General features: G+C 64.9%; 23 protein-coding genes and 1 tRNA gene. 12 read left to right on the top strand and 12 right to left on the bottom strand.

From position 1 onward, the window contains the following. Positions 1-55: 55 nt before the first annotated feature. The 8 genes from CHB99_RS13200 to soxR form a co-directional block, all read right to left on the bottom strand. Positions 56-1,024, bottom strand: coding sequence for a glutathione S-transferase family protein (locus CHB99_RS13200; protein ID WP_042125424.1), 969 nt, complete (start codon positions 1,022-1,024; stop codon positions 56-58). 114 nt (positions 1,025-1,138) lie between these two features. Then, positions 1,139-2,134 carry a glycosyl transferase family protein gene (locus CHB99_RS13195; protein ID WP_042125422.1) on the bottom strand — a complete coding sequence of 332 codons (996 nt, stop codon included), beginning with the start codon at positions 2,132-2,134 and terminating at the stop codon, positions 1,139-1,141. After that, a complete protein-coding gene (locus tag CHB99_RS13190; protein WP_042125420.1) occupies positions 2,131-2,466 on the bottom strand; it encodes a TusE/DsrC/DsvC family sulfur relay protein in 336 nt (111 codons plus the stop codon). The genes CHB99_RS13195 and CHB99_RS13190 overlap by 4 nt, the downstream gene beginning before the upstream one ends. Further along, complete coding sequence (gene tusB / locus CHB99_RS13185; RefSeq protein WP_042125418.1) at positions 2,463-2,753, bottom strand: sulfurtransferase complex subunit TusB; 291 nt, start codon at positions 2,751-2,753, stop codon at positions 2,463-2,465. Before tusB ends, CHB99_RS13190 begins: the two co-directional genes overlap by 4 nt. Then, a complete protein-coding gene (gene tusC, locus CHB99_RS13180) occupies positions 2,753-3,112 on the bottom strand; it encodes a sulfurtransferase complex subunit TusC (RefSeq protein WP_042125416.1) in 360 nt (119 codons plus the stop codon). Before tusC ends, tusB begins: the two co-directional genes overlap by 1 nt. Before the next feature lies 1 nt (position 3,113). Then, positions 3,114-3,506, bottom strand: coding sequence for a sulfurtransferase complex subunit TusD (gene tusD / locus CHB99_RS13175; protein ID WP_042125414.1), 393 nt, complete (start codon positions 3,504-3,506; stop codon positions 3,114-3,116). Positions 3,507-3,590: 84 nt separating this feature from the next. Beyond that, on the bottom strand, positions 3,591-4,967 hold the full coding sequence (locus tag CHB99_RS13170; protein WP_042125412.1) for a nucleobase:cation symporter-2 family protein: 1,377 nt from the start codon (positions 4,965-4,967) through the stop codon (positions 3,591-3,593). A gap of 211 nt (positions 4,968-5,178) precedes the next feature. Beyond that, the gene (gene soxR, locus CHB99_RS13165) at positions 5,179-5,613 is read right to left on the bottom strand and encodes a redox-sensitive transcriptional activator SoxR (protein ID WP_042125635.1); all 435 of its coding nucleotides are present in this window, start codon (positions 5,611-5,613) and stop codon (positions 5,179-5,181) included. A gap of 138 nt (positions 5,614-5,751) precedes the next feature. Here soxR and CHB99_RS13160 point away from each other — a divergent pair, with 138 nt between their 5' ends. The 5 genes from CHB99_RS13160 to CHB99_RS13140 all read left to right on the top strand — a co-directional run bounded on the left by CHB99_RS13160 (position 5,752) and on the right by CHB99_RS13140 (position 13,646). Next, positions 5,752-6,846: an efflux RND transporter periplasmic adaptor subunit gene (locus CHB99_RS13160; RefSeq protein ID WP_042125410.1), complete on the top strand. Its 1,095-nt coding sequence runs from the start codon at positions 5,752-5,754 to the stop codon at positions 6,844-6,846. Next, entirely contained in the window at positions 6,843-9,932 is a 3,090-nt protein-coding gene (locus tag CHB99_RS13155) for a MexW/MexI family multidrug efflux RND transporter permease subunit (RefSeq protein ID WP_042125408.1), read from the top strand. The genes CHB99_RS13160 and CHB99_RS13155 overlap by 4 nt, the downstream gene beginning before the upstream one ends. A 9-nt stretch (positions 9,933-9,941) precedes the next feature. Further along, a complete protein-coding gene (locus CHB99_RS13150) occupies positions 9,942-11,330 on the top strand; it encodes an efflux transporter outer membrane subunit (RefSeq protein WP_089266529.1) in 1,389 nt (462 codons plus the stop codon). Between the two features lie 453 nt (positions 11,331-11,783). Next, the gene (locus CHB99_RS13145) at positions 11,784-12,557 is read left to right on the top strand and encodes an ABC transporter ATP-binding protein (RefSeq protein WP_042129087.1); all 774 of its coding nucleotides are present in this window, start codon (positions 11,784-11,786) and stop codon (positions 12,555-12,557) included. Positions 12,558-12,653: 96 nt separating this feature from the next. After that, positions 12,654-13,646: an NAD-dependent epimerase/dehydratase family protein gene (locus CHB99_RS13140; protein ID WP_084702946.1), complete on the top strand. Its 993-nt coding sequence runs from the start codon at positions 12,654-12,656 to the stop codon at positions 13,644-13,646. Here CHB99_RS13140 and CHB99_RS13135 read toward each other — a convergent pair. Both CHB99_RS13135 and CHB99_RS13130 read right to left on the bottom strand, forming a co-directional pair. Then, positions 13,612-14,019 (bottom strand): MerR family transcriptional regulator, encoded by a 408-nt coding sequence (locus CHB99_RS13135; protein ID WP_042129086.1) that lies wholly within the window; start codon positions 14,017-14,019, stop codon positions 13,612-13,614. The genes CHB99_RS13140 and CHB99_RS13135 overlap by 35 nt on opposite strands. Before the next feature lie 94 nt (positions 14,020-14,113). Continuing rightward, a tRNA-Ser gene (locus tag CHB99_RS13130) sits at positions 14,114-14,201 on the bottom strand. Between the two features lie 126 nt (positions 14,202-14,327). On the opposite strand from CHB99_RS13130, the gene CHB99_RS13125 reads away from it, so the two are divergent. Further along, positions 14,328-14,999, top strand: a complete 672-nt coding sequence (locus CHB99_RS13125) for a Bax inhibitor-1/YccA family protein (RefSeq protein WP_042129083.1) — start codon at positions 14,328-14,330, stop codon at positions 14,997-14,999. 160 nt (positions 15,000-15,159) lie between these two features. Here the strand turns inward: CHB99_RS13125 and CHB99_RS13120 are convergent, their stop codons facing one another. Further along, the gene (locus tag CHB99_RS13120; protein WP_042129081.1) at positions 15,160-16,299 is read right to left on the bottom strand and encodes an MFS transporter; all 1,140 of its coding nucleotides are present in this window, start codon (positions 16,297-16,299) and stop codon (positions 15,160-15,162) included. A gap of 105 nt (positions 16,300-16,404) precedes the next feature. Then, positions 16,405-17,085: a DUF2848 domain-containing protein gene (locus CHB99_RS13115; RefSeq protein WP_042129079.1), complete on the bottom strand. Its 681-nt coding sequence runs from the start codon at positions 17,083-17,085 to the stop codon at positions 16,405-16,407. Positions 17,086-17,276: 191 nt separating this feature from the next. On the opposite strand from CHB99_RS13115, the gene CHB99_RS13110 reads away from it, so the two are divergent. The 6 genes from CHB99_RS13110 (at position 17,277) to CHB99_RS13085 (ending at position 23,975) form a co-directional block, all read left to right on the top strand. Beyond that, positions 17,277-18,491, top strand: coding sequence for an IscS subfamily cysteine desulfurase (locus CHB99_RS13110; protein WP_042129077.1), 1,215 nt, complete (start codon positions 17,277-17,279; stop codon positions 18,489-18,491). Between the two features lie 52 nt (positions 18,492-18,543). Further along, complete coding sequence (locus CHB99_RS13105; protein ID WP_042129075.1) at positions 18,544-19,887, top strand: MFS transporter; 1,344 nt, start codon at positions 18,544-18,546, stop codon at positions 19,885-19,887. Positions 19,888-19,991: 104 nt separating this feature from the next. After that, positions 19,992-20,363: a cupin domain-containing protein gene (locus tag CHB99_RS13100; protein WP_042129072.1), complete on the top strand. Its 372-nt coding sequence runs from the start codon at positions 19,992-19,994 to the stop codon at positions 20,361-20,363. A 128-nt stretch (positions 20,364-20,491) separates the two neighbouring features. Further along, positions 20,492-21,838 carry an amidase gene (locus CHB99_RS13095; RefSeq protein WP_084702944.1) on the top strand — a complete coding sequence of 449 codons (1,347 nt, stop codon included), beginning with the start codon at positions 20,492-20,494 and terminating at the stop codon, positions 21,836-21,838. 155 nt (positions 21,839-21,993) lie between these two features. Continuing rightward, positions 21,994-22,470 carry a flavin reductase family protein gene (locus CHB99_RS13090; RefSeq protein WP_042129068.1) on the top strand — a complete coding sequence of 159 codons (477 nt, stop codon included), beginning with the start codon at positions 21,994-21,996 and terminating at the stop codon, positions 22,468-22,470. A 47-nt stretch (positions 22,471-22,517) separates the two neighbouring features. Continuing rightward, positions 22,518-23,975, top strand: coding sequence for a 4-hydroxyphenylacetate 3-hydroxylase family protein (locus tag CHB99_RS13085; protein WP_042129065.1), 1,458 nt, complete (start codon positions 22,518-22,520; stop codon positions 23,973-23,975). The last annotated feature ends 17 nt before the right edge of the window (positions 23,976-23,992 follow it).

Here is a 23,992-nt window from a genome sequence, read left to right as displayed (position 1 = left end):
ACCGCTATGCGGTCCTTTCGCGGGCAAGCCACGCTCCTACGGGGGACGCGGGTTGTCAGAGGCCAGTCTTCTTCCAGATTCCCCGCCCGACCAGCCTTTCCCGATCATGCGCCTGCCCGAAGTCCTGCAACGGTCCCTTCGGCACGATCCCGTTCGGGTTGATGGTCTTGTGGCTCAGGTAGTAGTGGCGCTGGATATGCTCCATGTTTACCGTCTCCGCCACCCCCGGCCATTGATAAATCTCACGCAGCCAGTTCGACAGGTTCGGATAGTCGCTGATCCGCCGCAGGTTGCACTTGAAGTGCCCGTAATACACCGCGTCGAAACGCACGAGGGTGGTGAACAGCCGGATATCCGCCTCGGTCAGGTATTCCCCGGCCAGGTAGCGCTGCCCATCCAGTAGTCGCTCCAGGGTGTCCAGCTCGGCGAACAGCGCATCGAAGGCCTCTTCATAGGCGCGCTGCGAGGTGGCGAAGCCGGCACGGTATACACCGTTGTTCACCGCCGGATAAATACGCTCGTTCAACGCATCGATCCTGGCCTGCAGCGGCCCCGGATACAGGTCCAGGCGATTGCCGGTCAGGCTGTCGAAATCGCTGTTGAAGATACGGATGATCTGCGACGACTCGTTGTTGACGATGCGCTGCTCACGCTTGTCCCACAGCACCGGCACGGTGACGCGGCCGCTGTAGTGCGGGTCGTCGCGGGTGTAGCGCTGGTGCAGGAAGTCGCTGCCGTCGAGTTTGTCGCCGGTCGAGCCTTCGCGCTTGTCGAAGGTCCAGCCGTGCTCGCCCATCAGCCAGCTGACCACGGACACGTCGATCAGGCCTTCCAGGCCCTTGAGCTTGCGATAGATCAGGGTGCGATGGGCCCATGGGCAGGCCAGCGACACATAGAGGTGATAGCGCCCGGCCTCGGCGGCGGGCAGGGGGTTGTTGCGCTGCGCGTTTTCGCGCTGGAAGGCGCCATCCTTGCTGCTTGTGTACCACTGGTCATGCCAGCGTCCATCGATCAACAGGCCCATGGGCAAACTCCTTGGCAGAAACGTCTGAAAATTCGAGGCCAGTTTACGGACTCAAGTTCGAACGAATAGCGCAAAGATCTCGCCTGTTTGATCGATGGTATCGATGGATTCCGTTCAGGCCAGGCGCGCGGCCCAGTATTCCCGGGCCTTGGCGAAGGCTTCCGCTTGCGTGTGGCCGAGGCCGCGCAGGGCCAGGGCCATGGTCGCGATCACCGCCATTTCGCCGTAGCTGTCGCCGGCCTCGCCAGCCCAGACCTCAAGCAGGTGTCCGGGTACCAGGCTGGCCGGTTTGACATGGCGCTGGGCCGACATCTGCGGCCACTCCTCATCCCACTCAGTGCCGTCGGCGGTGCCGTAGAGATGGCTGGTGGCGTCCGGGTTGATCTCGATTTCGCCGCCGTCGCCCTTGATCACGATGGCGCGATCGCCGAGCAGGCGGCTGGCCTCGCGGTGCACCGCCTGGTAGCCGGGGTGGAAGATGCTCTGCAGGCCGCAACGGGCGCCCAGCGGATTGAGCACCCGGGCCAGGGAGTGGATCGGCGAGCGCAGGCCGAGGGTGTTGCGCAGGTCGATCATGCGCTGCAGGCGTGGAGCCCAGTCCTGCAGCGGGAAGAACGCCAGGTTGTGCTGGTCCAGCGCCGTCTCGACGTCGTCCCAGCTACGGCACAGCGGAATGTCCAGCACCTCCAGGGTCTGCTCGGTGTAGAGACGCCCAGCGGTATGCGCGCCGCCGCCATGCATCAGGATGCGCACGCCGTTGGCCGCCAGGCAGCGCGCCGCCAGCAGGTACCAGGGCAGGTGGCGCTTCTTGCCGGCGTAGCTCGGCCAGTCGATGTCCACGGCGATGGCCGGGGCCTGCAGGCGGGCACGCAGGGCCTCGGTGAAGCCGGCCAGTTCTTCCGGGCTTTCTTCCTTGTGCCGCAGCAGCATCAGGAAGGCACCGAGCTGGGTGTCCTCGACCTTGCCGTCGAGCAGCATGCCCATGGCCTCGCGGGCTTCCTCGCGGGTCAGGCCGCGGGCGCCGCGCTTGCCCTTGCCGAGAATGCGCACGAACTCGGCGAAAGGATGTTCGGCCGGGGTTTCGGTAACGAGGGGGAGTGGCTGGGTCATATGCAATTGGTCGGCTTGGGCAGGCCCGCCAGCTTGGCGGCGAGTTTGGCGGGAGTGCCGTTGAACAGGCGGTTGAGGTGCAGGCTGTTGCCTTTCTCCGCGCCCAGCTTGAGCGCGGTGTACTTGATCAGCGGGCGGGTCGCCGGCGACAGCTCGAACTCCTGGTAGAACTGGCGCAGCAATTCCAGCACTTCCCAGTGATCGGCAGTCAGCTCCAGCGCCTCGCGCTCGGCCAGGGCACGGGCGACGTCGGCGGACCAGTCGCCCAGTTCCACCAGGTAGCCGTCCTTGTCCAGGGCGATGTCGCGGCCGTTGACGGTCAGGGTACTCATAGCCAGCTGTTGACCTTGTCATGGTTCAGGGACAGGGCGACGAAGCCCGGATAGTCCACGGCAGTGGCCGGGCCGTTGGCGATGGCGCGGGCCAGCAGGTCTTCTTCCAGCGCATACAGGCGCGGACCGAGGGTGATCAGGCCGGCCACGGTGGCCGTGCCGGGATTCAGCGCATACACCGCGTCGCCGCAGAGCAGCAGGCCGTCGTGCGGGCCGAGCAGGCGCAGGCAACTGGCGAGACGATCGTCGCCGAACGGCGAATGGGAAATGACGTGCAGGGTGCTCATCAGAGGGTTACCACCTGGTCGAATCGGTCGATCAAGGCCGCGAGGCCGGCGTCATCCAGCACCTCCACCGGCAGGCTCAGGCCATCGGCGGCCAGGCCGCGCTCGGCGAGACTGCTGGCGGCGACGAACAGCTCGTCGACGCCGAACATCGGCAGGGCCTGGAGGTTGGCCGCGAGGTTCTTCTGTTGCAGCAGCGCCGGTTGCTGGTGGGCGGCCAGCTGGAACACGCCGTCGTCGAGAAACAGCATGCCCAGCGGCAGGTCGAAGGCGCCGCCGGCCAGGGCGACATCCAGTGCCTCGCGCGCGGATGGACCGTTCCAGGGTGCCTGGCGGCTGATGATCAGCAGGGACTTGGCCATTTCAATCTCCTCCGAAGCAGACCAGGCGGTCGGCGATCTGCGCGGCTTCGTGCAACTGGCCGAGGCCGGACAGTTCCCACGGCGCGGGCAGGTTCACCGCCGGGCGCTGGTAGCGGGTGGCCTCTTCTTCGTTCAGCACGCCGCGGCGCAGGGCGGCGGCGATGCACACCACGGCGTCCAGCGCGTTTTCGCTGACGAAGGCGCGCCACTGCGCGGGAACATCGTTCTCGTCCTGCGGCGTGACCACGTTGGCCGAGGCGCTGTGCACGCCGTCCTGGTAGAAGAACAGGCGCACGATTTCATGACCGCCGGCCAGGGCCGCCTGGGCGAACAGCAAGGCGCGACGGGAAGAGGGCGCATGGCCGGGGGAAAACACCGCGATGGCGAACTTCATGGCAAGTCCTGTGGGAAAAACACCCGGCATTCTAAAGCAAAAAGCCCGCAGCAGGCTGCGGGCTTGTCTGGCACAACCGCGGGATCAGGCTTCGCGCCGGGCTTCCGGGAGGAACCAGTTCAGCACCAGGGCGCAGATGCCGCCCGTGGCGACGCCAGACTCCAGCACGTTGCGCAGGGCCGACGGCATGTGCGCGAGGAATTCCGGCACCTGGGCCACGCCCAGGCCCAGGGCCAGGGACACTGCGATGATCAGCAAGGCGCGCCGGTCGAGGCTGATGCTGGCGAGGATATTGATGCCCGAGGCCGCCACGGCACCGAACATGACCATGGCCGCGCCGCCCAGCACCGGCTCCGGCACCGCCTGGATCACCCCGGCCACCGCCGGGAACAGGCCGAGCACCACCAGCATCAGGGCGATCCACACGCCGATATGGCGGCTGGCGATGCCGGTCAGCTGAATCACCCCGTTGTTCTGCGCGAAGATCGAGCTGGGGAAGGTGTTGAACACCCCGGCCAGCAGCGAGTTGGCGCCGTTGACCAGTACGCCGCCCTTGATCCGCTGCATCCACAGCGGGCCTTCCACCGGCTGGCGCGAGACCTTGCTGGTGGCGGTGACGTCGCCGATGGCTTCCAGCGAGGTGACCAGGTAGATCACCAGCATCGGAATGAACAGGGCCCAGGAGAAACCGAGGCCGAAGTGCAGCGGCACCGGCACCTGGAACAGCGCCGCTTCGTGCATGCCGGTGAAGTCCAGGCGGCCCAGGTAGCCGGCCAGGGCATAGCCGACCGCGAGGGCGATGACGATGGCGCAGCTGCGCATCCACACCAGCGGGATACGGTTGAGCACGACGATGATCGCCAGCACCACGCCGGACAGCAGCAGGTTCTCGCCGTTGGCGAAGGTGCCGTTGCCCATGGCGGCGAAACCGCCGCCCATGCTGATCAGGCCGACCTTGATCAGGGTCAGGCCGATCATCAGCACGACGATGCCGGTCACCAGCGGGGTGATCAGGCGCTTGACGAAGGGCAGGATGCGCGAGATGCCCATTTCCACGAACGAACCGGCGATGACCACGCCGAAGATCGCCGCCATCACCGCTTCGACCGGCGTGCCCTGCTTGACCATCAGCGCGCCGCCGGCGATCAGCGGGCCGACGAAGTTGAAACTGGTGCCCTGGACGATCAGCAGCCCGGCGCCGAACGGCCCGAAGCGGCGGCACTGGACGAAGGTGGCGATACCGGAGATCACCAGCGACATCGACACGATCAGGTTGGTGTCGCGGGCCGAGACGCCCAGGGCCTGGCAGATCAGCAGGCCCGGGGTGACGATCGGCACGATGATCGCCAGCAGGTGCTGCAGCGCGGCCAGCAGGCCGATCACCAGGCGCGGCCGGTCTTCCAGACCCAGGACCAGTTCATTGGCCTGCGCGGGTGCCGGCCCTTGTTCGAGTGAGCTCATGGAGATGCCCTGAAAAAATGGAGGCGCATTCTACGGTGGGGCGGGGGATTTCGGTAGTGCAATGCAGGCTGGTGAATCGCTCTCCCCGTAGGAGCGCGGCTTGCCCGCGAAAGGACCGCACAGCGGTCCCGATTTGGATACAGCCAATGCAATGTCGGGACCGCTACGCAGTCCTTTCGCGGGCAAGCCACGCTCCTACGGGGTAAGGGCGTTACCGACAGGCCTGCTCCAGCACTCGCGGCCCCGGCCCCTCCAGCCCCAGCCGGTCTTCCGGATTGCGCAACGGGCAATCCTCCAGCGACAGGCACCCGCAGCCGATGCAGTTGTCCAGGCTGTCGCGCAGCGCTTCCAGGGTCCTGATCCGCGCATTGAGGTCTTCGCGCCAGGCCGTGGACATCTCCCCCCACTGCGCCGCGGTCAGCTTGCTGTTCGGCGGATAGCGGCCGAACGCCTGCTTGATCTCTTCCAGCGGAATCCCGGTGCGCTGGGCCACCTTGATAATGGCGATGGTGCGCAATACCAGCGCCGGATAACGGCGCTGGTTGCCGGCGTTGCGGGTACTGGCGATCAGGCCTTTCGATTCGTAGAAGTGCAGGGTGGAGACCGCTACGCCAGCGCGTCTGGCCACCTCGCCGACGCTGAGCATGCGCACGCCATCGGCCATTTTTTTCGCTGGCACCTGTGTTGACCTCAAGTAAAGTTGAGGTTTTATAGTCCGGCCCCATCGTTTCCCGCAAGGCTTTTCGCCCAGCGGGACATTCACCATCGATGATTGGGGCAGGGCATGAGCAAGAGGATGCTGGTGGGGGGAGGGGCGGCGCTGCTGGTGGTGCTGGCCGTGGCGGGCGGGTTGGCCGGCAGGACGCCGTCGGCGCAGGCCACCGCGGCATGGCCGGCGACCAAGGTGGCGCTGGCGCGGGTCACGGCGCTGCAGGCGCCACGGCAGCAGTTCGCCGTGGGTGAGCTGGAGGCGGCCAACCAGGTGCAACTGGCGGCGGAAAGCGCCGGACGCGTGGTGCGCGTTGCCTTCGAGTCGGGCCAGGAGGTCAAGGCCGGACAGTTGCTGGTGCAGCTCAACGATGCCCCCGAACAGGCCGAGCGCCTGCGCCTGCGCGCGCAACTGCGCAACGCCGAAGCGCTGCTGCAGCGCACGCGCACGCTGCGCGCCTCGAACGTTACCAGCCAGGAGCAACTGGACAACGCCAGCACCGCGATGGAAATGGCCAGGGGCGAACTGCAGCAGGTCGAGGCGCGGATCGCGCAGAAAGCCATCGTTGCGCCGTTCTCCGGCAAGCTCGGCATCCGCCGTGTGCATCAGGGACAGTACCTGAACGCCGGCGAGACCATTGCCAGCCTGGTGGACCCGGTCAGCCTGCGGGTGAATTTCTCGCTCAACGAACAGGCGGTCGCCGAACTGCGCAATGGGCAGAACCTGCAATTGAGCGTGGATGCGCTGCCGGACCGGCAGTTCTCCGCGCGGATCAACGCCATCGACCCGATGATCAGTGCGTCGCGTCTGGTCCGCGTCCAGGCCACCCTGGCCAATGCGGACGGTCGCCTGCAGCCCGGCATGTACGCCAGCGTGCGCCTCGATGCGCTGCATGCGCCGAACGTGCTGGCGCTGCCGGAAACCGCGATCACCTACACCGCCTACGGCCAGACCGTGTTCGTCGCCAGCCGCGACCCGGACAAGGGCCTGAGCGTCAGCCGCGTGGGCGTGACCACCGGCGAGCGCTGGCAGGGCCGGGTCGAGATCACCTCCGGGCTGCGCGAAGGCGACCAGGTGGTGGTCTCCGGGCAGCTCAAGCTGAGTGACGGCATGCAGGTCGAACAAGTGAGCGAAGACAGCCTGGGCGCCGCCGACGGAGGCCAGTCGTGAGGTTCACCGATCTGTTCGTCCGTCGTCCGGTACTGGCCCTGGTGGTCAGTGCGCTGATCGTGCTGATGGGGCTGTTCGCCCTGGGCAAGCTGCCGATTCGCCAGTACCCGCTGCTGGAAAGCTCGACCATCACCATCACCACCCAGTACCCCGGCGCCTCCGCGGAGTTGATGCAGGGCTTCGTCACCCAGCCGATCACCCAGGCGGTGGCCTCGGTGGAGGGCATCGATTACCTGTCCTCGTCGTCGATCCAGGGACGCAGCACCATCACCCTGCGCATGGTCCTCAACCGCGACTCGACCCAGGCCCTGACCGAGACCATGGCCAAGGTCAATCAGGTGCGCTATCGCCTCCCGGAAAAGGCCTACGACCCGGTGGTCGAACTGTCGGCGGGGGATTCGACGGCGGTGGCCTATGTCGGCTTTTCCAGCGAGACCCTGTCGATTCCCGAGCTGAGCGACTACCTGTCGCGGGTGGTCGAGCCGCAGTTCTCCGGGATCGACGGGGTGGTCAAGGTGCAGACCTTCGGCGGGCAGAACCTGGCGATGCGCCTGTGGCTGGACAGCGAGCGCATGGCCGGGCGCGGGGTGACCGCCGCCGACGTGGCCCAGGCGGTGCGCGCCAACAACTACCAGGCCACGCCCGGACAGGTCCGCGGCCAGTACGTGCTCGCCGACATCCGCGTGGACACCGACCTGACCAGCGTCGAGGCCTTCCGTGACCTGATCGTGCGCAACGACGGCACCGACCTGGTGCGCCTGCGCGATATCGGCAGCGTCGAGCTGAGCGCGGCGATGACCCAGACCAGCGCCACCATGGACGGCAAGCCGGCGGTGCACCTGGGACTGTTTCCCACGCCGGCGGGCAACCCGCTGGTGATCGTCGACGGCATTCGCAAGCTGTTGCCGCAGATCCAGCAGACCCTGCCGCCAGGGGTGAAGGTGGCCCTGGCCTACGAGACCGCGCGCTTCATCGACGCTTCGATTCGCGAGGTGATGCACACCCTGGTGGAGGCCATGCTGATCGTCGTGCTGGTGATCTGGCTGTGCCTGGGTTCGCTGCGCAGCGTGGCGATCCCGGTGCTGGCGATTCCGCTGTCGATGCTCGGTGCCGCGGCGTTGATGCTGCTGTCCGGTTTCAGCCTGAACCTGTTGACGCTGCTGGCGATGGTCCTGGCGATTGGCCTGGTGGTGGACGATGCCATCGTCGTGGTGGAAAACGTCCACCGTCATATAGAAGAAGGGCAGACCCCGATCGCCGCGGCCCTGGCCGGGGCGCGGGAGATCGCCGGGCCGGTGGTGGCCATGACCCTGACCCTGGCCGCGGTGTATGCGCCCATCGGCCTGATCGGCGGGCTGACCGGTACGCTGTTCCGCGAATTCGCCCTGACCCTGGCGGGCGCGGTGATCGTTTCCGGCATCGTTGCCCTGACCCTGTCGCCGGTAATGAGCTCGCTGCTGCTCAAGCCGGGGCAGCAGGACGGGCCCATGGCCAAGCTGGCCGAGAAGGTCTTCGGCGGCCTGGCGGCGGCCTATGGACAACTGCTGGCGCACTCGCTGTCGCGGCGCTGGATCAGCGGCGGCGTGGCCTTGCTGGTGTGCCTGAGCCTGCCCTGGCTGTACCTGCAGGCGCAGCGCGAACTGGCACCGCCGGAGGACCAGGCGGCGGTGCTTACCGCGATCAAGTCGCCGCAGTACGCCAACCTGGAGTACGTCGAGCGCTTCGCCCGCAAGCTGGACCGGGTGATGAAGTCGATCCCGGAAACCACCGATACCTGGATCATCAACGGCACCGACGGCCCGGCGTCGAGCTTCGGCGGCATCAACCTGAGCGCCTGGGGCGCGCGGCAACGTTCCGCGGCGCAGGTCCAGGCCGATCTGCAACAGGCCGTGGGCGAGGTCGAGGGCAGCAGCATCTTCGCCTTCCAGGTGGCCGCGCTGCCAGGCTCCAGCGGCGGCCTGCCGGTGCAGATGGTGCTGCGCGGCGCCCAGGACTACCCGCTGCTGTACCAGACCATGGAGGGCCTGAAGCAGCGCGCCCGCGAGAGTGGTCTGTTCGTCGTGGTGGACAGCGATCTCGACTACAACAACCCGGTGGTCAAGGTCGCCATCGACCGGGCCAAGGCCGCCAGCCTCGGCATCGGCATGCAGGACATCGGCGATTCGCTGGCGGTGCTGGTGGGCGAGCAGTACATCAACCGCTTCGCCCTGTATGGCCGCTCCTACGATGTGATTCCGCAGAGCATCCAGGATCAGCGCCTGACCCCGCAGGCCCTGGCCCGGCAGTACGTGCGCGCCGATGACGGCCGCCTGGTGCCGCTGTCCACCGTGGTGCGCCTGGAGATGGACGTGGCGCCGAACCGGCTGTTGCAGTTCGACCAGCAGAACGCCAGTACCCTGCAGGCGATTCCCGCGCCGGGGGTTTCCCAGGGGCAGGCGGTGGCTTTTCTGGAGCAGTTGGCCAGCGAGCTGCCGCCGGGCTTCAGCCATGACTGGCAATCGGAATCGCGCCAGTACGTGCAGGAAGGCCTGGCCCTGGTGTGGGCGTTTCTCGCCGCGCTGGTGGTGATCTACCTGGTGCTGGCCGCGCAGTACGAAAGCCTGGTGGACCCGCTGATCATCCTGGTCACCGTGCCGCTGTCGATCTGCGGCGCGCTGCTGCCGCTGGCGCTGGGCTGGGCGACCTTGAACATCTACACGCAGATCGGCCTGGTGACCCTGATCGGCCTGATCAGCAAGCACGGCATCCTCATGGTCGAGTTCGCCAACGAGATCCAGGTGCGTGACGGCCTTGGTCGTGCCGAGGCGATCATCCGTGCCGCGCAGATTCGCCTGCGCCCGGTACTGATGACCACCGCGGCGATGACCTTCGGCGTGGTCCCGCTGCTGTTCGCCAGTGGCGCCGGCGCCAACAGCCGTTTCGGCCTGGGCGTGGTGATCGTCTGCGGCATGCTGGTCGGCACGCTGTTCACCCTGTTCGTCCTGCCCACCCTCTATTCCTGGCTGGCCCGCGATCACCGCGTGCAGGGCGTGCGTCAGCAGCAGTTGGCCGATGCCGAGCGCAGCCTTGGCATTGGCGTGATCTGAGGAGCATTCATGAAATTCTTCATTCTCTCGGGCGCCTTGCTCGCCCTGGGGGCCTGCAGTGTCGGGCCCGAGTACCAGAAGCCCGATATCGCGCCGATTGCCCTGGTCAGTCCGCAGGCCGGGCAATTTTCTGCCGAGCGCGGGCACGCGGACGCAGCCTGGTGGAGTTTCTTCGAGGATCCGCAACTGGCGCAGCTTGTCGGGGAGGCATTGGCCCACAACTACGATGTGCGTCAGGCCCACGCCAATCTGTTGCTGGCACGTGCCGGGTTCGACGAGCAGGATCTGCGGCGCTACCCGATCGTCAGCAGCGAAGCGGGTTATCGGCGCAGCCTCGAACAGCAGGCGGTGAACGGCGAGCGGCCGGCGCGCAGCCTGGCCGAATCGTGGCGGGCGGGGCTGGATCTGCAATGGGAGCTGGACCTGTTCGGCCGCCTCGATCACCTGAGCCGCGCCGCCCAGGCGCGGGTCGAGGCATCGCAGGCGGATCTGCAGCAGGTGCAGTTGAGCATCGCCGCCGAGGTTGCGCGGGCGTATTTCGATGCCCAGGGGCAACGTCATCAACTGGCGCTGGCCGAGGACGAGGTGCGCAGTTGGGGCGAAACCGTGCGTATGGTCGAGGCGCAGTTGCTGGTCGGCAGCGGCCTGCCCGAGGACCGCGAGAGTGCGCGCAGCAACCTGTTGCGTGCCGAGGCCTCGGTGCCACCGTTGCAGAGCCAGTTGCAGCGGAGCCTGTATCGCTTGCAGGTGCTCTGTGGCCAGCGGCCGGGCAGTGCGGCGCTGGATCTTGGGGCCTTGCCAGCGCTGCCGCTGGCGCGTCGCTTGCCTCTGGGCGATGTCGATCGACTGATTCGCAACCGCCCGGATGTCTTGCGCGCCGAACGCTTGCTGGCGGCGCGGGTCGAGGATGTCGGCGCGGCGACGGCCGATCTCTATCCGCGCTTCAGCCTGGGCGGTTTCATCGGCTTCTTCGCCTTGCGCGACGGCGATCTGGGCAGCGCCTCGCGGGCTTTCGAGTTGACGCCGGGGCTGACCTGGCCGGCGCTTGACCTGGGCAGCGTGCGTGCCCGTCTGCGTGCCGCGCAGGCGCGCTCGGCGGGCGAGGGCGCGCAGTTCGAGCAGGTCGTGCTGCTGGCGATCGAGGAGGTGGAGGGCGCGGTGGTGCAGTTGACCGAGCACCAGCGCCATCTGCAGACCCTGGTACGCGCGGCCAGCCACGGCGAGACAGCGTTCGACATCGCCAGCCGCCGCTATGACGCGGGGGCCGGGAGCTATCAGGCGGTACTGGAGAGTCAGCGCGAGCTGCTGCGCATGCGCCAGGAGATCGCGCGGGCGGAGACAGCGTCGTATCGCAATGCGGTGGAGCTGTACAAGGCGCTGGCCTGGCGGGGGGCGTAGGCACAACTTTGATGGCCTGGCGGGGAACCGCATCAGGGCCGCCAGGTGTCTGCCTTGAGCCATGCAGCGCCCTCCAGATCGAGCGCCGCCCGCGCGGCGCATCGCGAGCACGCTCGCTCCTACATTTGTTGCAACGTGCCATGGCCTGCGAGAGCAGCGTCGCCAGCCTTTGGTGCCTGGCGAGTCATCGTGGGGAAGCTGTTGGGTTCGGCTCGGTACCGCGTCGTACCAACAAGGCGGTCAACCATGGCCTGTCAGACATAGGTACGTTGCAACAAATGTAGGAGCGAGCGTGCTCGCGATGCGCCGCGCGGGCGGCGCTCGATCTGGAGGGCGCTGCAAAACTCAAGGCAAGCACCTGGCGGCCTTGCTGCGGTTCCCCGCAAAACCTTCATTTTCACTACCTGTAACAAATGGCAAACTCCCCCCAGTCCCCGTATTCACGAGCCCCTCATGATCGACATCCACAACGTCACCGCCTACCAGCAGCAGACCCGCGTGCTGGATGGCTTCTCCCTGCACATCGGCGAAGGCGAGAAGGTCGCCATCCTCGGCCCCAACGGCGCCGGCAAGAGCACCTTGCTCAAGCTGATCACCCGCGAGCTGTATCCGGTGGAGCGCGAAGGCAGCCACCTGCGCCTGTTCGGCAGCGACACCGTCAACCTGTGGGCGCTGCGCAGTCGCATCGGCTTCGTCTCCCAGGACCTGCAGGACGACTACACCCCCTACACCCAGGCCCTGGACGTGGTGGTCTCCGGCTTCTTCGGTTCCATCGGTGCCCATGGCCATCTGCAGCCGAGCGCCGAGCAACTGGAACAGGCCCGTGAACTGCTGGCGGTGGTGGAAATGTCCGAGCATGCGCAGACCATGTTCCAGCGCCTTTCCACCGGCCAGCGTCGCCGCCTGCTGCTGGCCCGCGCGCTGGTGCACAAGCCGAGCGCGCTGATCCTCGACGAACCGGCCAACGGCCTCGACATGGGCGCGAGCCTGGGCATGCTCAAGCTGATGCGGCGCTTCTGCGGGGTGGAACACGCGATGATCATCACCACCCACCATATCGACGAGATCATCCCGGAGATCGAGCGTGTGGTGCTGATCGACAAGGGCCGGATCGTCGCCGACGGGCCGAAGGCCGAGGTGCTGACCAGCGAGCGCCTGTCCGCGCTGTACCAGACCGATCTGCGGGTGACCGAGCAGGAGGGCTGGTACCGCTGCTGGCATGGTTGAGAAGTGATCGCCGGCTCTGGCAGCGCTTGACTCTGTCCCATGGGACAGACGGTACGCTTGCGACCGATGAAGGGAATCCATCGCGAGGGAGGTCGCATGAGCAAGCTCTGTCTGGTGACAGGCGCAAACGGGCATCTGGGCAATACCCTGGTCAGGGCACTGCTCGACCAAGGTTATCGGGTACGTGCGGGTGTGCGTGACGTGAGCAATGTCGCGCCATTCGCCGGGCTCGATTGTGAACGGGTCTACGCCGAACTGCGGGATGAGCCGGCGCTGCTCAAGGCCATGGCTGGCGTCGATGTCCTGTTTCAGGTCGCGGCGGTGTTCAGGCACTGGTCTCGCGATCCCGAAGCCGAGATCGTCCTGCCCAATGTAGAGGGGACTCGCAGCGTTCTGAGCGCCGCCGCGAAGGCGGGCGTCGGCAAGGTCGTCTACGTCAGTTCGGTCGCGGCCGTGGGCCACGATGGCAGTGCACTGGATGAGGCCTCATGGAACCAGGAGGTCGACAATCCGTATTACCGCTCGAAGATTCTGGCCGAGCACGTTGCCTGGGAGGCCGCCCGGGCGCTCAATCTCCCGATGGTTGCGGTGCTGCCGGCGGCGATGGTGGGACCCCATGCCACTCGATTGACCGACACGATGGCGTTTCTCGAATCCGTTCGACGGCGGCGAGTGCCGCTGGACCCGGATTTTCATTTCAATTTCGTGGACGTGCGGGATGTGGCCCAGGGCATGATCCTGGCCGCGGAAAAAGGCCGGGCAGGGCAGCGCTACATCCTCGCCAACGAGCATTCCTCTTCCCTGGAGGAGATCATCAGGGCGCTCAACCGCGTGTCCGGCGGCTACAGCCAGCCACCGCGGGCACCGCGATGGCTGCTGATGGCGCTGGCATGGGCGCAGGAAGGCATGGCGAGACTGACCGGACGGCCGGCTCAGCTGTTGCGTAGCCAGGTCCGCCTTTTCCACGGCGTGCGTCAGGAGTACGACATCACCAAGGCTCGGCGCGAACTGGGGTTCAGTCCGCAGTCCCCCGAACAGACCCTGATGTCGGCTTTCACCTACCTTGGCGGGAGAGCGTCTCGGCCTTGATAGGACATGTCCCGGGCGGTTGAGCGAACAGGCTGTTCATCTGTTTCTTCAGTTCGATCAAATGCAGGTCCAGGGTCTGCAGTTCGGCAATCTGCTGACCGACCTGCCTGCGCTTGGCTTCCACGGCCTCGTTGGCCATGGCCAGGGGGAAGCTCTTCAGTCTGTTCTTGGCTTCGATCAGGGGACTCATCTCCGCCAGCTTGAAACCTGCACTCTGCGCCCTGCGGATGAGGTGGACCATTTCCAGGTGATGGGCGTTGTAGACCCGGTAACGCCCATCGCGCTCGGGCTCGTCTATCAAGCCCAGTTGCTCGTACAGTCGTATGGCCTTGGGGGTGCAGCCGGTCAGCTCGGCGATTCGTCCGATGAACATGAGCAAGTCCCTTTGATTGCCATGAATGCCTGGAGCGCTTCGGCAGCGGAACGCCGGAAACGAAAAAGCCCTGAATAATCAGGGCTTTTGAATATGGCGGAAGCGTAGAGATTCGAACTCTAGGATAGTTGCCCATCGACGGTTTTCAAGACCGTTGCCTTAAACCACTCGGCCACGCTTCCACTCTGTAATGCGGGCGCCATCATACCGAAATGAAACAAGCTGTCAAACTCTCTAAGTGGCTGGTTTCCAAGCCTCTGTTATGATCTTTGCAACTCAACGTTTCAAAACCCCACAGGAGTGTCGCCATGCGCGAACAGGATTACGCCGTCAATCACGGCCTTCAGGCCGAACAGCAGGAGGTCAGCCGGGTCCTGCGCAACACTTATGGTCTGCTGGCCCTTACCCTGGTCTTCAGTGCCGTCATGGCCTACGTCGCACAGCAGCTGCGCGTCGGCTATCCCAACATCTTCGTCGTACTGATCGGTTTCTACGGTCTGTTCTTCCTTACCGCCAAGCTGCGTGACTCTGCGTGGGGCCTGGTGTCCACCTTCGCCCTGACCGGTTTCATGGGCTTCCTGCTCGGCCCGATCCTCAACCGTTACCTGGGCATGGCCGGTGGCGCCGAAGTGGTCAGCTCGGCCTTCGCCATGACCGCGCTGGTGTTCGGTGGCCTGTCGGCCTACGTGCTGATCACCCGCAAGGACATGAGTTTCCTCAGCGGCTTCATCACCGCTGGCTTCTTCGTCCTGCTGGGCGCGGTGGTCGCGAGCTTCTTCTTCCAGATCAGCGGCCTGCAACTGGCGATCAGCGCTGGCTTCGTACTGTTCTCGTCGGTCTGCATCCTGTTCCAGACCAGCCAGATCATCCACGGTGGCGAGCGCAACTACATCATGGCCACCATCAGCCTGTATGTATCGATCTACAACCTGTTCGTCAGCCTGCTGCAACTGTTCGGCATCATGAGCTCGGACGACTGATCCGGCCGAAAAACCGCTTCGGTGCAATGCCAGTCAGTCAAGACTGATTGACCTTAAGCCCGCAGACGCAAAAAAATCCGATGCCTGGAAACGGGCATCGGATTTTTTATGCCTGTCAAAAGCGCTGTCCCTCACTCAGCAGAGCTGCCTGGCTCTGAGTCTAGGCTTCACGCTGCCGGCCCGGCAGGGAGCTCAGATAGGTGAGGCCGGATCCTGTCAGCACCGCGATGCCGGAAATGACGAATATCGCTTGATGCCCGGTCCACGGCAGTGCCACCGCGACCATCGCGGGGGCCAGTGCCGCTGAACCCGACTGCACGATACTGATCAGCGGCGTGAGGTTGCCGTGCGGGTCATTGCGGGTGATCGATGCCATGTAGTAGGTCAACGCCAGCACCCAGCCGAAGTTCATGATGAACAGCGCGGTGCACAGTTGGCTTGCCGTGTGAGCGTTACCGGCGAGCAGGATGATCGACAGCAGCACCAGCAGCGAGCCCAGGCTGATCATCAGGCCACGGCGCACCCTGGAGCCGAGGAGGCTGGGCAGGGCAGCACCGGGAAGCCCGCCCAGCACGCCCAGGCCGAAGGCCCAGCCGATGTCGATGGCGTCAATGCCGCGTTCGCGGCCCAACTGGTCGATGAACCCCCACAGACAATAGATGGCCACCTGCAGACACAGCATGCCCAGCAACGAGTAGCGACCGGTCAGCGCCGTGCCGGTCCCGCTCTGCTGGCGCAGGGTGCTGCGCTCCAGGCTGCGCGGCAGCAACAGCGAGATGAACACCAGCAGGCTGAACCACAGGCCGATGCAGAGAATCGCCCATTGCTCGCCAGCGGCGTTGGCCAGCCTGGGCAGGGTCGCGGCGACCAGCGCGAACAGCGCAGTCTGGATCAGCAGGACCAGGCCATAGGAACGGTCCTGGCCTGGCAGGCGGCCGAGGGCATTGATGGCGCCGGCGTACAGCAGCCCGGCGCTCAGGCCGCAAGCGCAACGACAGGCGAGCAGCGTGGCGAAGTTGTCCACCGCGACGCAGGAGGCATTGAACAGGGCCGCGGCCAGCGCTGCGCAGAGGTACAGGTAACGGCCCGCACAGCGGCGTTCCAGGGCGGGTAACAGCAACGTACCCAGCAGAATGCCGGTCATGTCGCTCGACAGGAGCCAGCCTTGCTGGCTGAGCGTCAGGGCTAGACGCTCGGCGAACAGGCCGATGAGGATGGGCTGGATACCGATGACGATCAGTGCCGCTGCGGCAATGATGATCAGGGTGGCACGCAGGGACCGGGAATTGTTCTTTTTCATTGTGAGGTCTGGCCTGGGAAGGAAGCACGGCGTGGTTGGCCGTACATTTCTCCATCGCCCGGTCCGCTTCCAGGGCGGCCGCAGTTGCAAACCGGGCGAAAGGAATCAGCGGCTGATATCAGCCACGGCGTAGTGGAAGGCGATGTCGCGCTGCAGCACCGGGTCCTTCAGTTCCAGGTGCATTTCCCGGCTGGGCTGGATGCCGCCGATCGCCGCGAGCGTTCCGCAGAACATCAGCGTGCCCTTGTCGAACGTTGTGCCGTAGGTGGTGCGGAAGCGCTCAAGCAGGTCGTCAGGGGCGAGCATGGCGCTGACATTGCCGTGTTGGTAAAGCACCCGCTGACCCTGGTCATCCTCGCGCCACGCGCGCAACTGCAGTTGATCCCAGTGTTCGCGGACTTCGTCCAGCGGCCACAGTGTGCGGCTGACCGGCTTGGCGCAGATCTGTTTGGAGACGGTGATGTCGTAGGTTTCCACCTTGCGGTCGGTATGGTCCGAGCCGATGCCGACCCACAGGCGCTCGCCATCGTTGAGCAGGAAGAATTCAATTTCACCGGAAGACTCGCCACCCACCACCTGGATGCTGGTCTCCTGCGTCAGGCGGTCGTCGCTCACGAAGTAGTAGCAGGGCACCGTTGCCGGGCGTTTCACGCCAAGCTCCTCAAGCTCGACGATGTGCGATTCGACGGCCTCCCGGTCGCGACCGGTCCAGCCGGCAATCACCACCTTGTTGATGGCCAGATCACGCAGGGACTCACCCGCCCGGGTCACACAGTTGAAGGTCATTGCAGTCACGTTGTCGCCTCTCGTTCTTGTTGGTCTCGTTGGAATTTTCAGCAGGTATGCCGTACGGGGTCGCCGCTTTGGCAGTCCTTTCGCGTGTCTCTTTTGTAACAAAAATAGCTTGCAATGCAAGCTATTTTTGTTAGATTGGCCCGGGCGAACTGAAATCCCGTCAGCGTGTAGAGGAACTGAAAATGGGCGACACCATCTATCTGGACTATTCCGCAACCACGCCGGTCGATCCGCGGGTTGCCGAGCTCATGTGCCGTTACCTCACCGCCGATGGGCATTTCGGCAACCCGGCCTCGCGCTCCCATGCCTTTGGCTGGGAGGCCGAAGAAGCGGTCGAGACGGCGCGCCGGCATGTCGCCGAGCTGATCAACGCCGACCCGCGGGAGATTGTCTGGACCTCTGGCGCCACCGAGTCGGACAACCTGGCGATCAAGGGCGTCGCCCGTTTTTACCGGACTCAGGGCAACCACATCGTCACCTCCAGCATCGAGCACAAGGCGGTGCTCGACTCCTGTCGTCATCTGGAGCGCGAAGGTTTCGAGGTCACTTATCTGGACCCGGACCAGGACGGCCTGATCCAGCCCGAGGCCGTGGCTGCGGCGATTACCGAGCAGACCATCCTGGTGTCGATCATGCATGCCAACAACGAGATCGGTACCGTCAACGACATCGCCGCTATCGGCGAGGTCTGCAAGGCGCGCGATGTGTTCTTCCATGTCGATGCGGTGCAGAGCGCCGGCAAGGTGGCGATAGACATGAAGAACATCCATGTCCACCTGATGTCGTTCACCGCGCACAAACTCTATGGCCCCAAAGGCGTCGGCGCGCTCTATGTCCGGCGCAAGCCGCGGGTGCGCCTGGAAGCACAGATCCATGGCGGCGGGCACGAGCGCGGCATGCGTTCCGGCACCCTGGCGACGCACCAGATCGTCGGCATGGGCGAAGCCTTCCGCCTGGCGGCACAGGAAATGGACAGCGAGAACGCGCGGCTGCTGGCATTGCGCAACCGGCTGCTCGACGGGTTTGCCGGCATGGAAGAGGTCTACGTCAACGGCTCGCTGGAGCATCGGCTCCCCGGCAACCTGAACATCAGCTTCAACTTCGTCGAAGGTGAGTCGCTGATGATGTCGCTGCGCGGGCTGGCCGTGTCGTCGGGTTCGGCCTGCACCTCGGCAAGCCTCGAGCCGTCCTATGTATTGCGCGCACTGGGGCGCAGCGATGAGCTGGCGCACAGCTCGTTGCGCATCACCCTCGGCCGCTTCTCCAGCGAAGAACAGATCGACCAGGCCATCGAGATGATCAAGGCCGCTGTCGTCAAGCTGCGGGCCATGTCTCCACTGTGGGACATGTACCAGGACGGCATCGACATCAGCCAGGTGGAGTGGAGCGCCCACTGACGTCCGGGCTACTGCGGTTTCTTGACAACAACAAAAACAAGAGAACCAAGACATGCGAACAATCGATGTTCAGGCAATTATCGACCCTGCGCGCTTTTCAGGATTCCACTGGCAGTTGCTGGGCTGGTGCGCGCTGCTGCTGATCTTCGACGGCTACGACCTGTTCATCTACGGCGTGGTGCTGCCGGTGATCATGCAGGAATGGGGGCTCTCGGCGTTGCAGGCCGGCGCCCTGGGCAGCTATGCGCTGTTCGGCATGATGCTGGGCGCGGTGCTGTTCGGCACGCTGGCTGACCAGGTCGGGCGCAGGAAGAGCATCGCTGCGTGCTGCCTGTTGTTCAGTGGGGCCACCCTGGTCAATGGCTTCGCCAGTACACCGGTGGAGTTCGGTATCTGCCGCTTCATCGCGGGCCTGGGCTGTGGCGGGCTGATGCCCAATGTGGTGGCGCTGATGAACGAATACGCGCCGAAAAAGGCGCGCAGCCTGGTGGTGGCGGTGATGTTCTGCGGCTACCCGCTGGGTGGCATGCTGGCGGCGGGGGTGGGGATCTACCTGTTGCCGCGCTTTGGCTGGGAGGCGATGTTCTACGCCGCCGCCATACCGCTGCTGTTGCTGCCATTGATCCTGCGACAGTTGCCGGAATCGATCGGCATCCTCTGGCGCGAGGGGCACAAGCAACCGGCCCGGGCCCTGCTGCTGCGCGTCGACCCCGACTGCGGGGTTGGGCCTGACGATGTGCTGCGCATTGCCACCAGCAGCGGCAGCAAAGCCTCGCTGCCGACCCTGTTCCAGGAGGGGCGGGCGCTGCGCACGGTGTTGCTGTGGATCGCCTTCTTCTGCTGCCTGTTGATGATCTACGCGCTCAGCTCATGGTTGCCCAAGCTGATGGCCAGTGCCGGCTACAGCCTCGGTTCGAGCCTTTCTTTCCTGGTCGCGCTCAATCTCGGCGCGGTGCTCGGCGCCATCGGCGGCGGCTGGCTGGGGGATCGCTTCGCGCTGTCCAAGGTGCTGGTGAGCTTCCTGCTGCTGGCGGCAGGCTCCATCGCGTTGCTCGGCCTGAGCAGCCCGGCGCCGGTGCTGTATCTGCTGATCGGCGTTGCCGGCGCCACCACCATCGGCACGCAGATCCTGCTGTATGCCTGCGCGGCGCAGTTCTATGACCTGCCGATCCGCTCCACCGGGCTCGGCTGGGCATCGGGGATCGGGCGCAATGGCGCCATTGCCGGGCCCTTGCTGGGCGGCATGCTGCTGGGTGCCCATTTGCCGCTGACCATGAATTTCCTGGTGTTCGCCCTGCCTGGCGTGATCGGTGCCGCCGCGATGCTGCTATTCGCCTGGTACAGCCCGGGCCGCTCCCCCGCCAGCCTGATCGACGCCGACCGCGCTGGCGCATGACCCCTACCGTTGCCCAGGCCGACATTGCCCCGCAACGCTGGGGAGGTCCGGTCCGGGCGACTTGCCGCTCAAGCATCGAGGCTTGAAACGAGGAGAACGTTGTAATGATCAACAAAGAACACAAAGAATTCTATGCGGTGGACATGAACGATGGCTGGGAGGTCCCGCCGGGGTATCCACCGGGCATCGAGCAGAAGATCCTCGCCGGCTCGCTGGATGAGCCAGGCAAGGCGGGCACGCGCACGCGCCTGCTGCGTTTCAAGCCGGGGATCTTCACCACCAAGCCGTTCGTCCACGACTACTGGGAAGAGGTGTACCTGGTGTCCGGTGACCTGACGGTGGGCAACGACGAGCAGGGCCGCGGTGGTGAGCCGTTCGCGCCGCACACCTATGCCTGCCGTCCGCCGGGAGCGTTCCATGGCCCGTTCAAGTCCGAGTCGGGTTGCGTGCTGCTGGAAATCCATTACTACGCGTAATCGCTGCTGAGCCAGGCCCGGTCTCATCCCGTCCGTTCGACGTTGCACTGTCGCACTCGGGATGAGCCGGGCCTGCCTCGTCCTGGGCACCGGCAATCGCCCGTGCCCCTGTTGCCGGGAGCCCCGCCATGACACTACTTACCATCCGCCAGGCCATGACCTCTGGCTCGACCTGTGAAGAACGGGTGCAGCGCTGCATCGACCACATGGACCGCCAGCCCGCACTGGCCGCGAAAGTCTTCACCCGACGCCTGGATGACCAGGCCCTGGCCCAGGCCCGGGCCTATGATCGACTCAGGGTGCAAGGGGTACCCTTGCCGCCGTATGCCGGGGTGCCGATCAGTATCAAGGATCTGTTCGACATGGCCGGTGAAGTCACCACCTGCGGGTCCAGGGTACTGGCCGACAACCCGCCCGCGCAGGTCGATGCCGATGTGGTGCGGCGCTTGCGCAATGCCGGTTTCATTCCGGTAGGGCGCACCAACATGACCGAATTCGCCTATTCCGGGCTTGGCCTGAACCCGCATTACGGCACCCCGGAAAACCCGTGGGACCGGGCCAATCCGCGCATCCCGGGTGGGTCCTCCTCGGGGGCCGCGGTCGCCATCACCGACCAGATGGCGATCGCCAGCCTGGGCACCGATACCGGAGGCTCCTGCCGTATCCCGGCGGCGCTCTGCGGGGTCGTCGGTTTCAAGCCCACGGCCGCCAATGTGTCGAGGCGCGGCGTATCACCGCTGTCGAGCAGCCTCGACTCGGTCGGGCCGCTGGGCGCCTCGGTGGAGTGCGTGGCGATCCTCAACGACATCCTCTGCGGCGATGCGTGCAAGCCGCTGTTTCACACTCAGCTCAAAGGCCTGCGCCTGGCATTGCCGCGAACGCTGGTGCTGGAGGGTATCGACAGCCGCGTCGCCGCCGCCTTCGAGCGGACGCTGGCCTGTTTGTCCGACGCCGGGGTGTACATCGAGCGGATTGCTTTGCCTGAGCTGGGCGAGCTCGCCGGGATCAATGCCAAGGGTGGCTTCGCCGCCGCCGAAGCCTGGGCCTGGCACCGTGAGCTGATCGCCGCGAAACGCGACGGTTACGACCCGAACGTGGTGGTGCGCATCGAAAAAGGCCGCCTGCAGAGCGCCGCCGATTACATCGACCTGCTGCAGGCCCGGGCTGATCTGCAGCAGCGGGTGGCCGCGGTCAGCGGGCAGTTCGACGCGCTGATCATGCCGACGGTTCCCACGGTGGCGCCGCGTCTGGAAGACATGGCCGACCCGGAGTGCTTCGCGCAGAGCAACTTGCTGATGTTGCGCAACCCGTCGGTGGCGAATTTCCTCGATCGCTGTGCCATCAGCCTGCCGTGTCACGCACCAGGCGAAGCGCCGGTGGGCGTCATGCTGATGGGCGAGCACGGTCACGACCGACGCTTGCTGAGCATTGCCTGGGCGGTGGAAACGCTGCTTGCGGGTACGTTGCGCAGCTGAGTTTCAAGCGTTGCATCCATAGCCTGTCCGCGTGCCGTGGGCAGGCTTTTTTTTGGATTTTAACTTTTAAAGAAAGCTAATATAAAAAGCTTGACGAGGTGGCCGCATTCGCTGATATTAGCTTTACAACAAAGCTAATATTAAGTGGTGATCTCATGTCTTTCGATGCTTCTGAGTTTCGTGCCGCGTTAGGCCAGTTCCCGACCGGCGTTGCGGTGATCACGGCGGTGGACGGCGGCAATCGCCCCCTCGGTATCACCATGAGTTCGTTCAATTCGGTCTCCATCGATCCCCCCCTCGTGTTGTTCAGCCTCGACCGCCGGGCGCTGAGCCTGGAAGCCATGCAGGCGGCGGGCAACTTCGCCGTCAACGTCCTGAGCCAGGAGCAGCGGGAGCTTTCCAACCGGTTCGCCCGTGCCCGCCAGGACAAGTGGGAGAACGTCGAAGTCGAAACCAGCGATACCGGCGTGCCTCTGCTGGTGGGGGCCCTGGCGCACTTCGAGTGCAAACCCTATGCGCATTACGACGGCGGCGACCACGTGATCTTCGTCGGCGAAGTGGTCAATTTCACCAGCAGTCATCACAGCGTGCCCCTGGTGTTCTGCCGTGGCCAGTACGCGGAACTGGCCTGAGCCCGCCGCCCCCTTTTCAGTCCGTTCAGGTTTTTGGAGAAACAACAATGATAAAAACCTCAGCCCAACACATCGCGTCGCTGCGCGATGGGCGCAACGTCTTCATCAACGGCGAGCGCGTCGAAGATGTCACCTGCCACCCGGCGTTCGCCAACTCCGTCACCTGGTTGAGCAAGCTGTATGACTACCAGCACGACAACCTGGAGCTGATGACCACGGTCGATCCGCTCACCGGCGAGCGCTACAACCGTATCTGGCAATTGCCGCGCAGCCATGCCGAACTCAAGCAACGGCGCATGGCCCTGGAAGCCTGGACCGGGCTGAGCTGTGGTTTTCTGGGGCGGGCGCCGGACCATGTGGCCAGCTGCATCTCGGGCATGGTCATGGGGATCGAGCGCTTCGAGCGCTACGACAAGGTGCGTGCGCAGAACCTGCTCGACTACTACCACTATGCCCGCGACAACGACCTCTACCTGACCTACGTGATCATCAACCCCCAGGCCGACCGTTCCAAGTCGACGGGGGAGCAGAAGGATGCGTTTCTCACTGCCGGTATCGCGGCCGAGGATGAAAGCGGGTTGACCATCCGTGGCGCGAAGATGCTGGCCACCGGCGGCATCATGGCCAACGAAGTGCTGGTGACCTGCCTGCAGCCGTTGAAAAAGGGCGAGGAAGAGCAGTATGCGGTGTCGTTCGCGATCCCGATGAATGCCCCTGGCTTGAAGATCCTGTCGCGCAAGTCCTATGAAGAGCACAACAAGAGTGTGTTCCAGAACCCGTTGTCGAGCCGCTTCGACGAAAACGACGCGTTGCTGTATTTCGATGACGTGAAGGTTCCCTGGGAGCGGGTATTCGTTCATCGCGACACCGAAATGTGCATGGCCCAGTTCCATGAAACCCCGGCCCACGTCTACCAGAACTACCAGGCCCAGGTGCGCCTGATGGTGAAGATGCGTTTCCTTGCCGGTGTGGCGTACCGCACCGCCGAGATGAACGGGATCATCGCCTTGCCGCAGGTGCGCGAGATTCTCGGGCAGATCGCCGCGGAGGCGGCCATTTCCGAATCCTTCGTCAACGGTATGGAAAGCAAGGGACAGCAGGTTGGCGAATACTTCGTACCGGATCGCCATCTGCTCTATGCCGCGCAGGTCATTGCCCAGCAGCTGTATCCGAACTTCATTGCGCGGTTGCGCGACCTGGCGGGGGGAGGGGTGATCATGCTGCCGTCCTCGACCCAGGACTTCGCCAACCCCGAGATGCGCGCCTTGATCGAGAAGACCCAACAGTCGCCGATTGCCAACGCCGAACAGCGGGTGAAGTTCTTCAACCTCGCCTGGGACGCCATCGGCTCCGAGTTCGCGTCACGGCATACGCAATACGAGATGTTCTATTCCGGGGCGACGTTCGTGACCAAAGGGTCTTCGTTCCGTACCTTCGACTGGAAGCGCAGCGCAAGCTTGCTGGATGCCTTCGCCGGGCAGTACGAGCTCCAGGACGAAATCTGAACGACGTCTGAGCGTTG

The sequence above is a fragment of the Pseudomonas japonica genome (assembly GCF_900188455.1).
Lineage (GTDB): Bacteria > Pseudomonadota > Gammaproteobacteria > Pseudomonadales > Pseudomonadaceae > Aquipseudomonas > Aquipseudomonas japonica.
The sequence above is the reverse complement of the archived record's forward strand: the minus strand, read 5'-3'. Positions and strand labels throughout refer to the sequence as shown.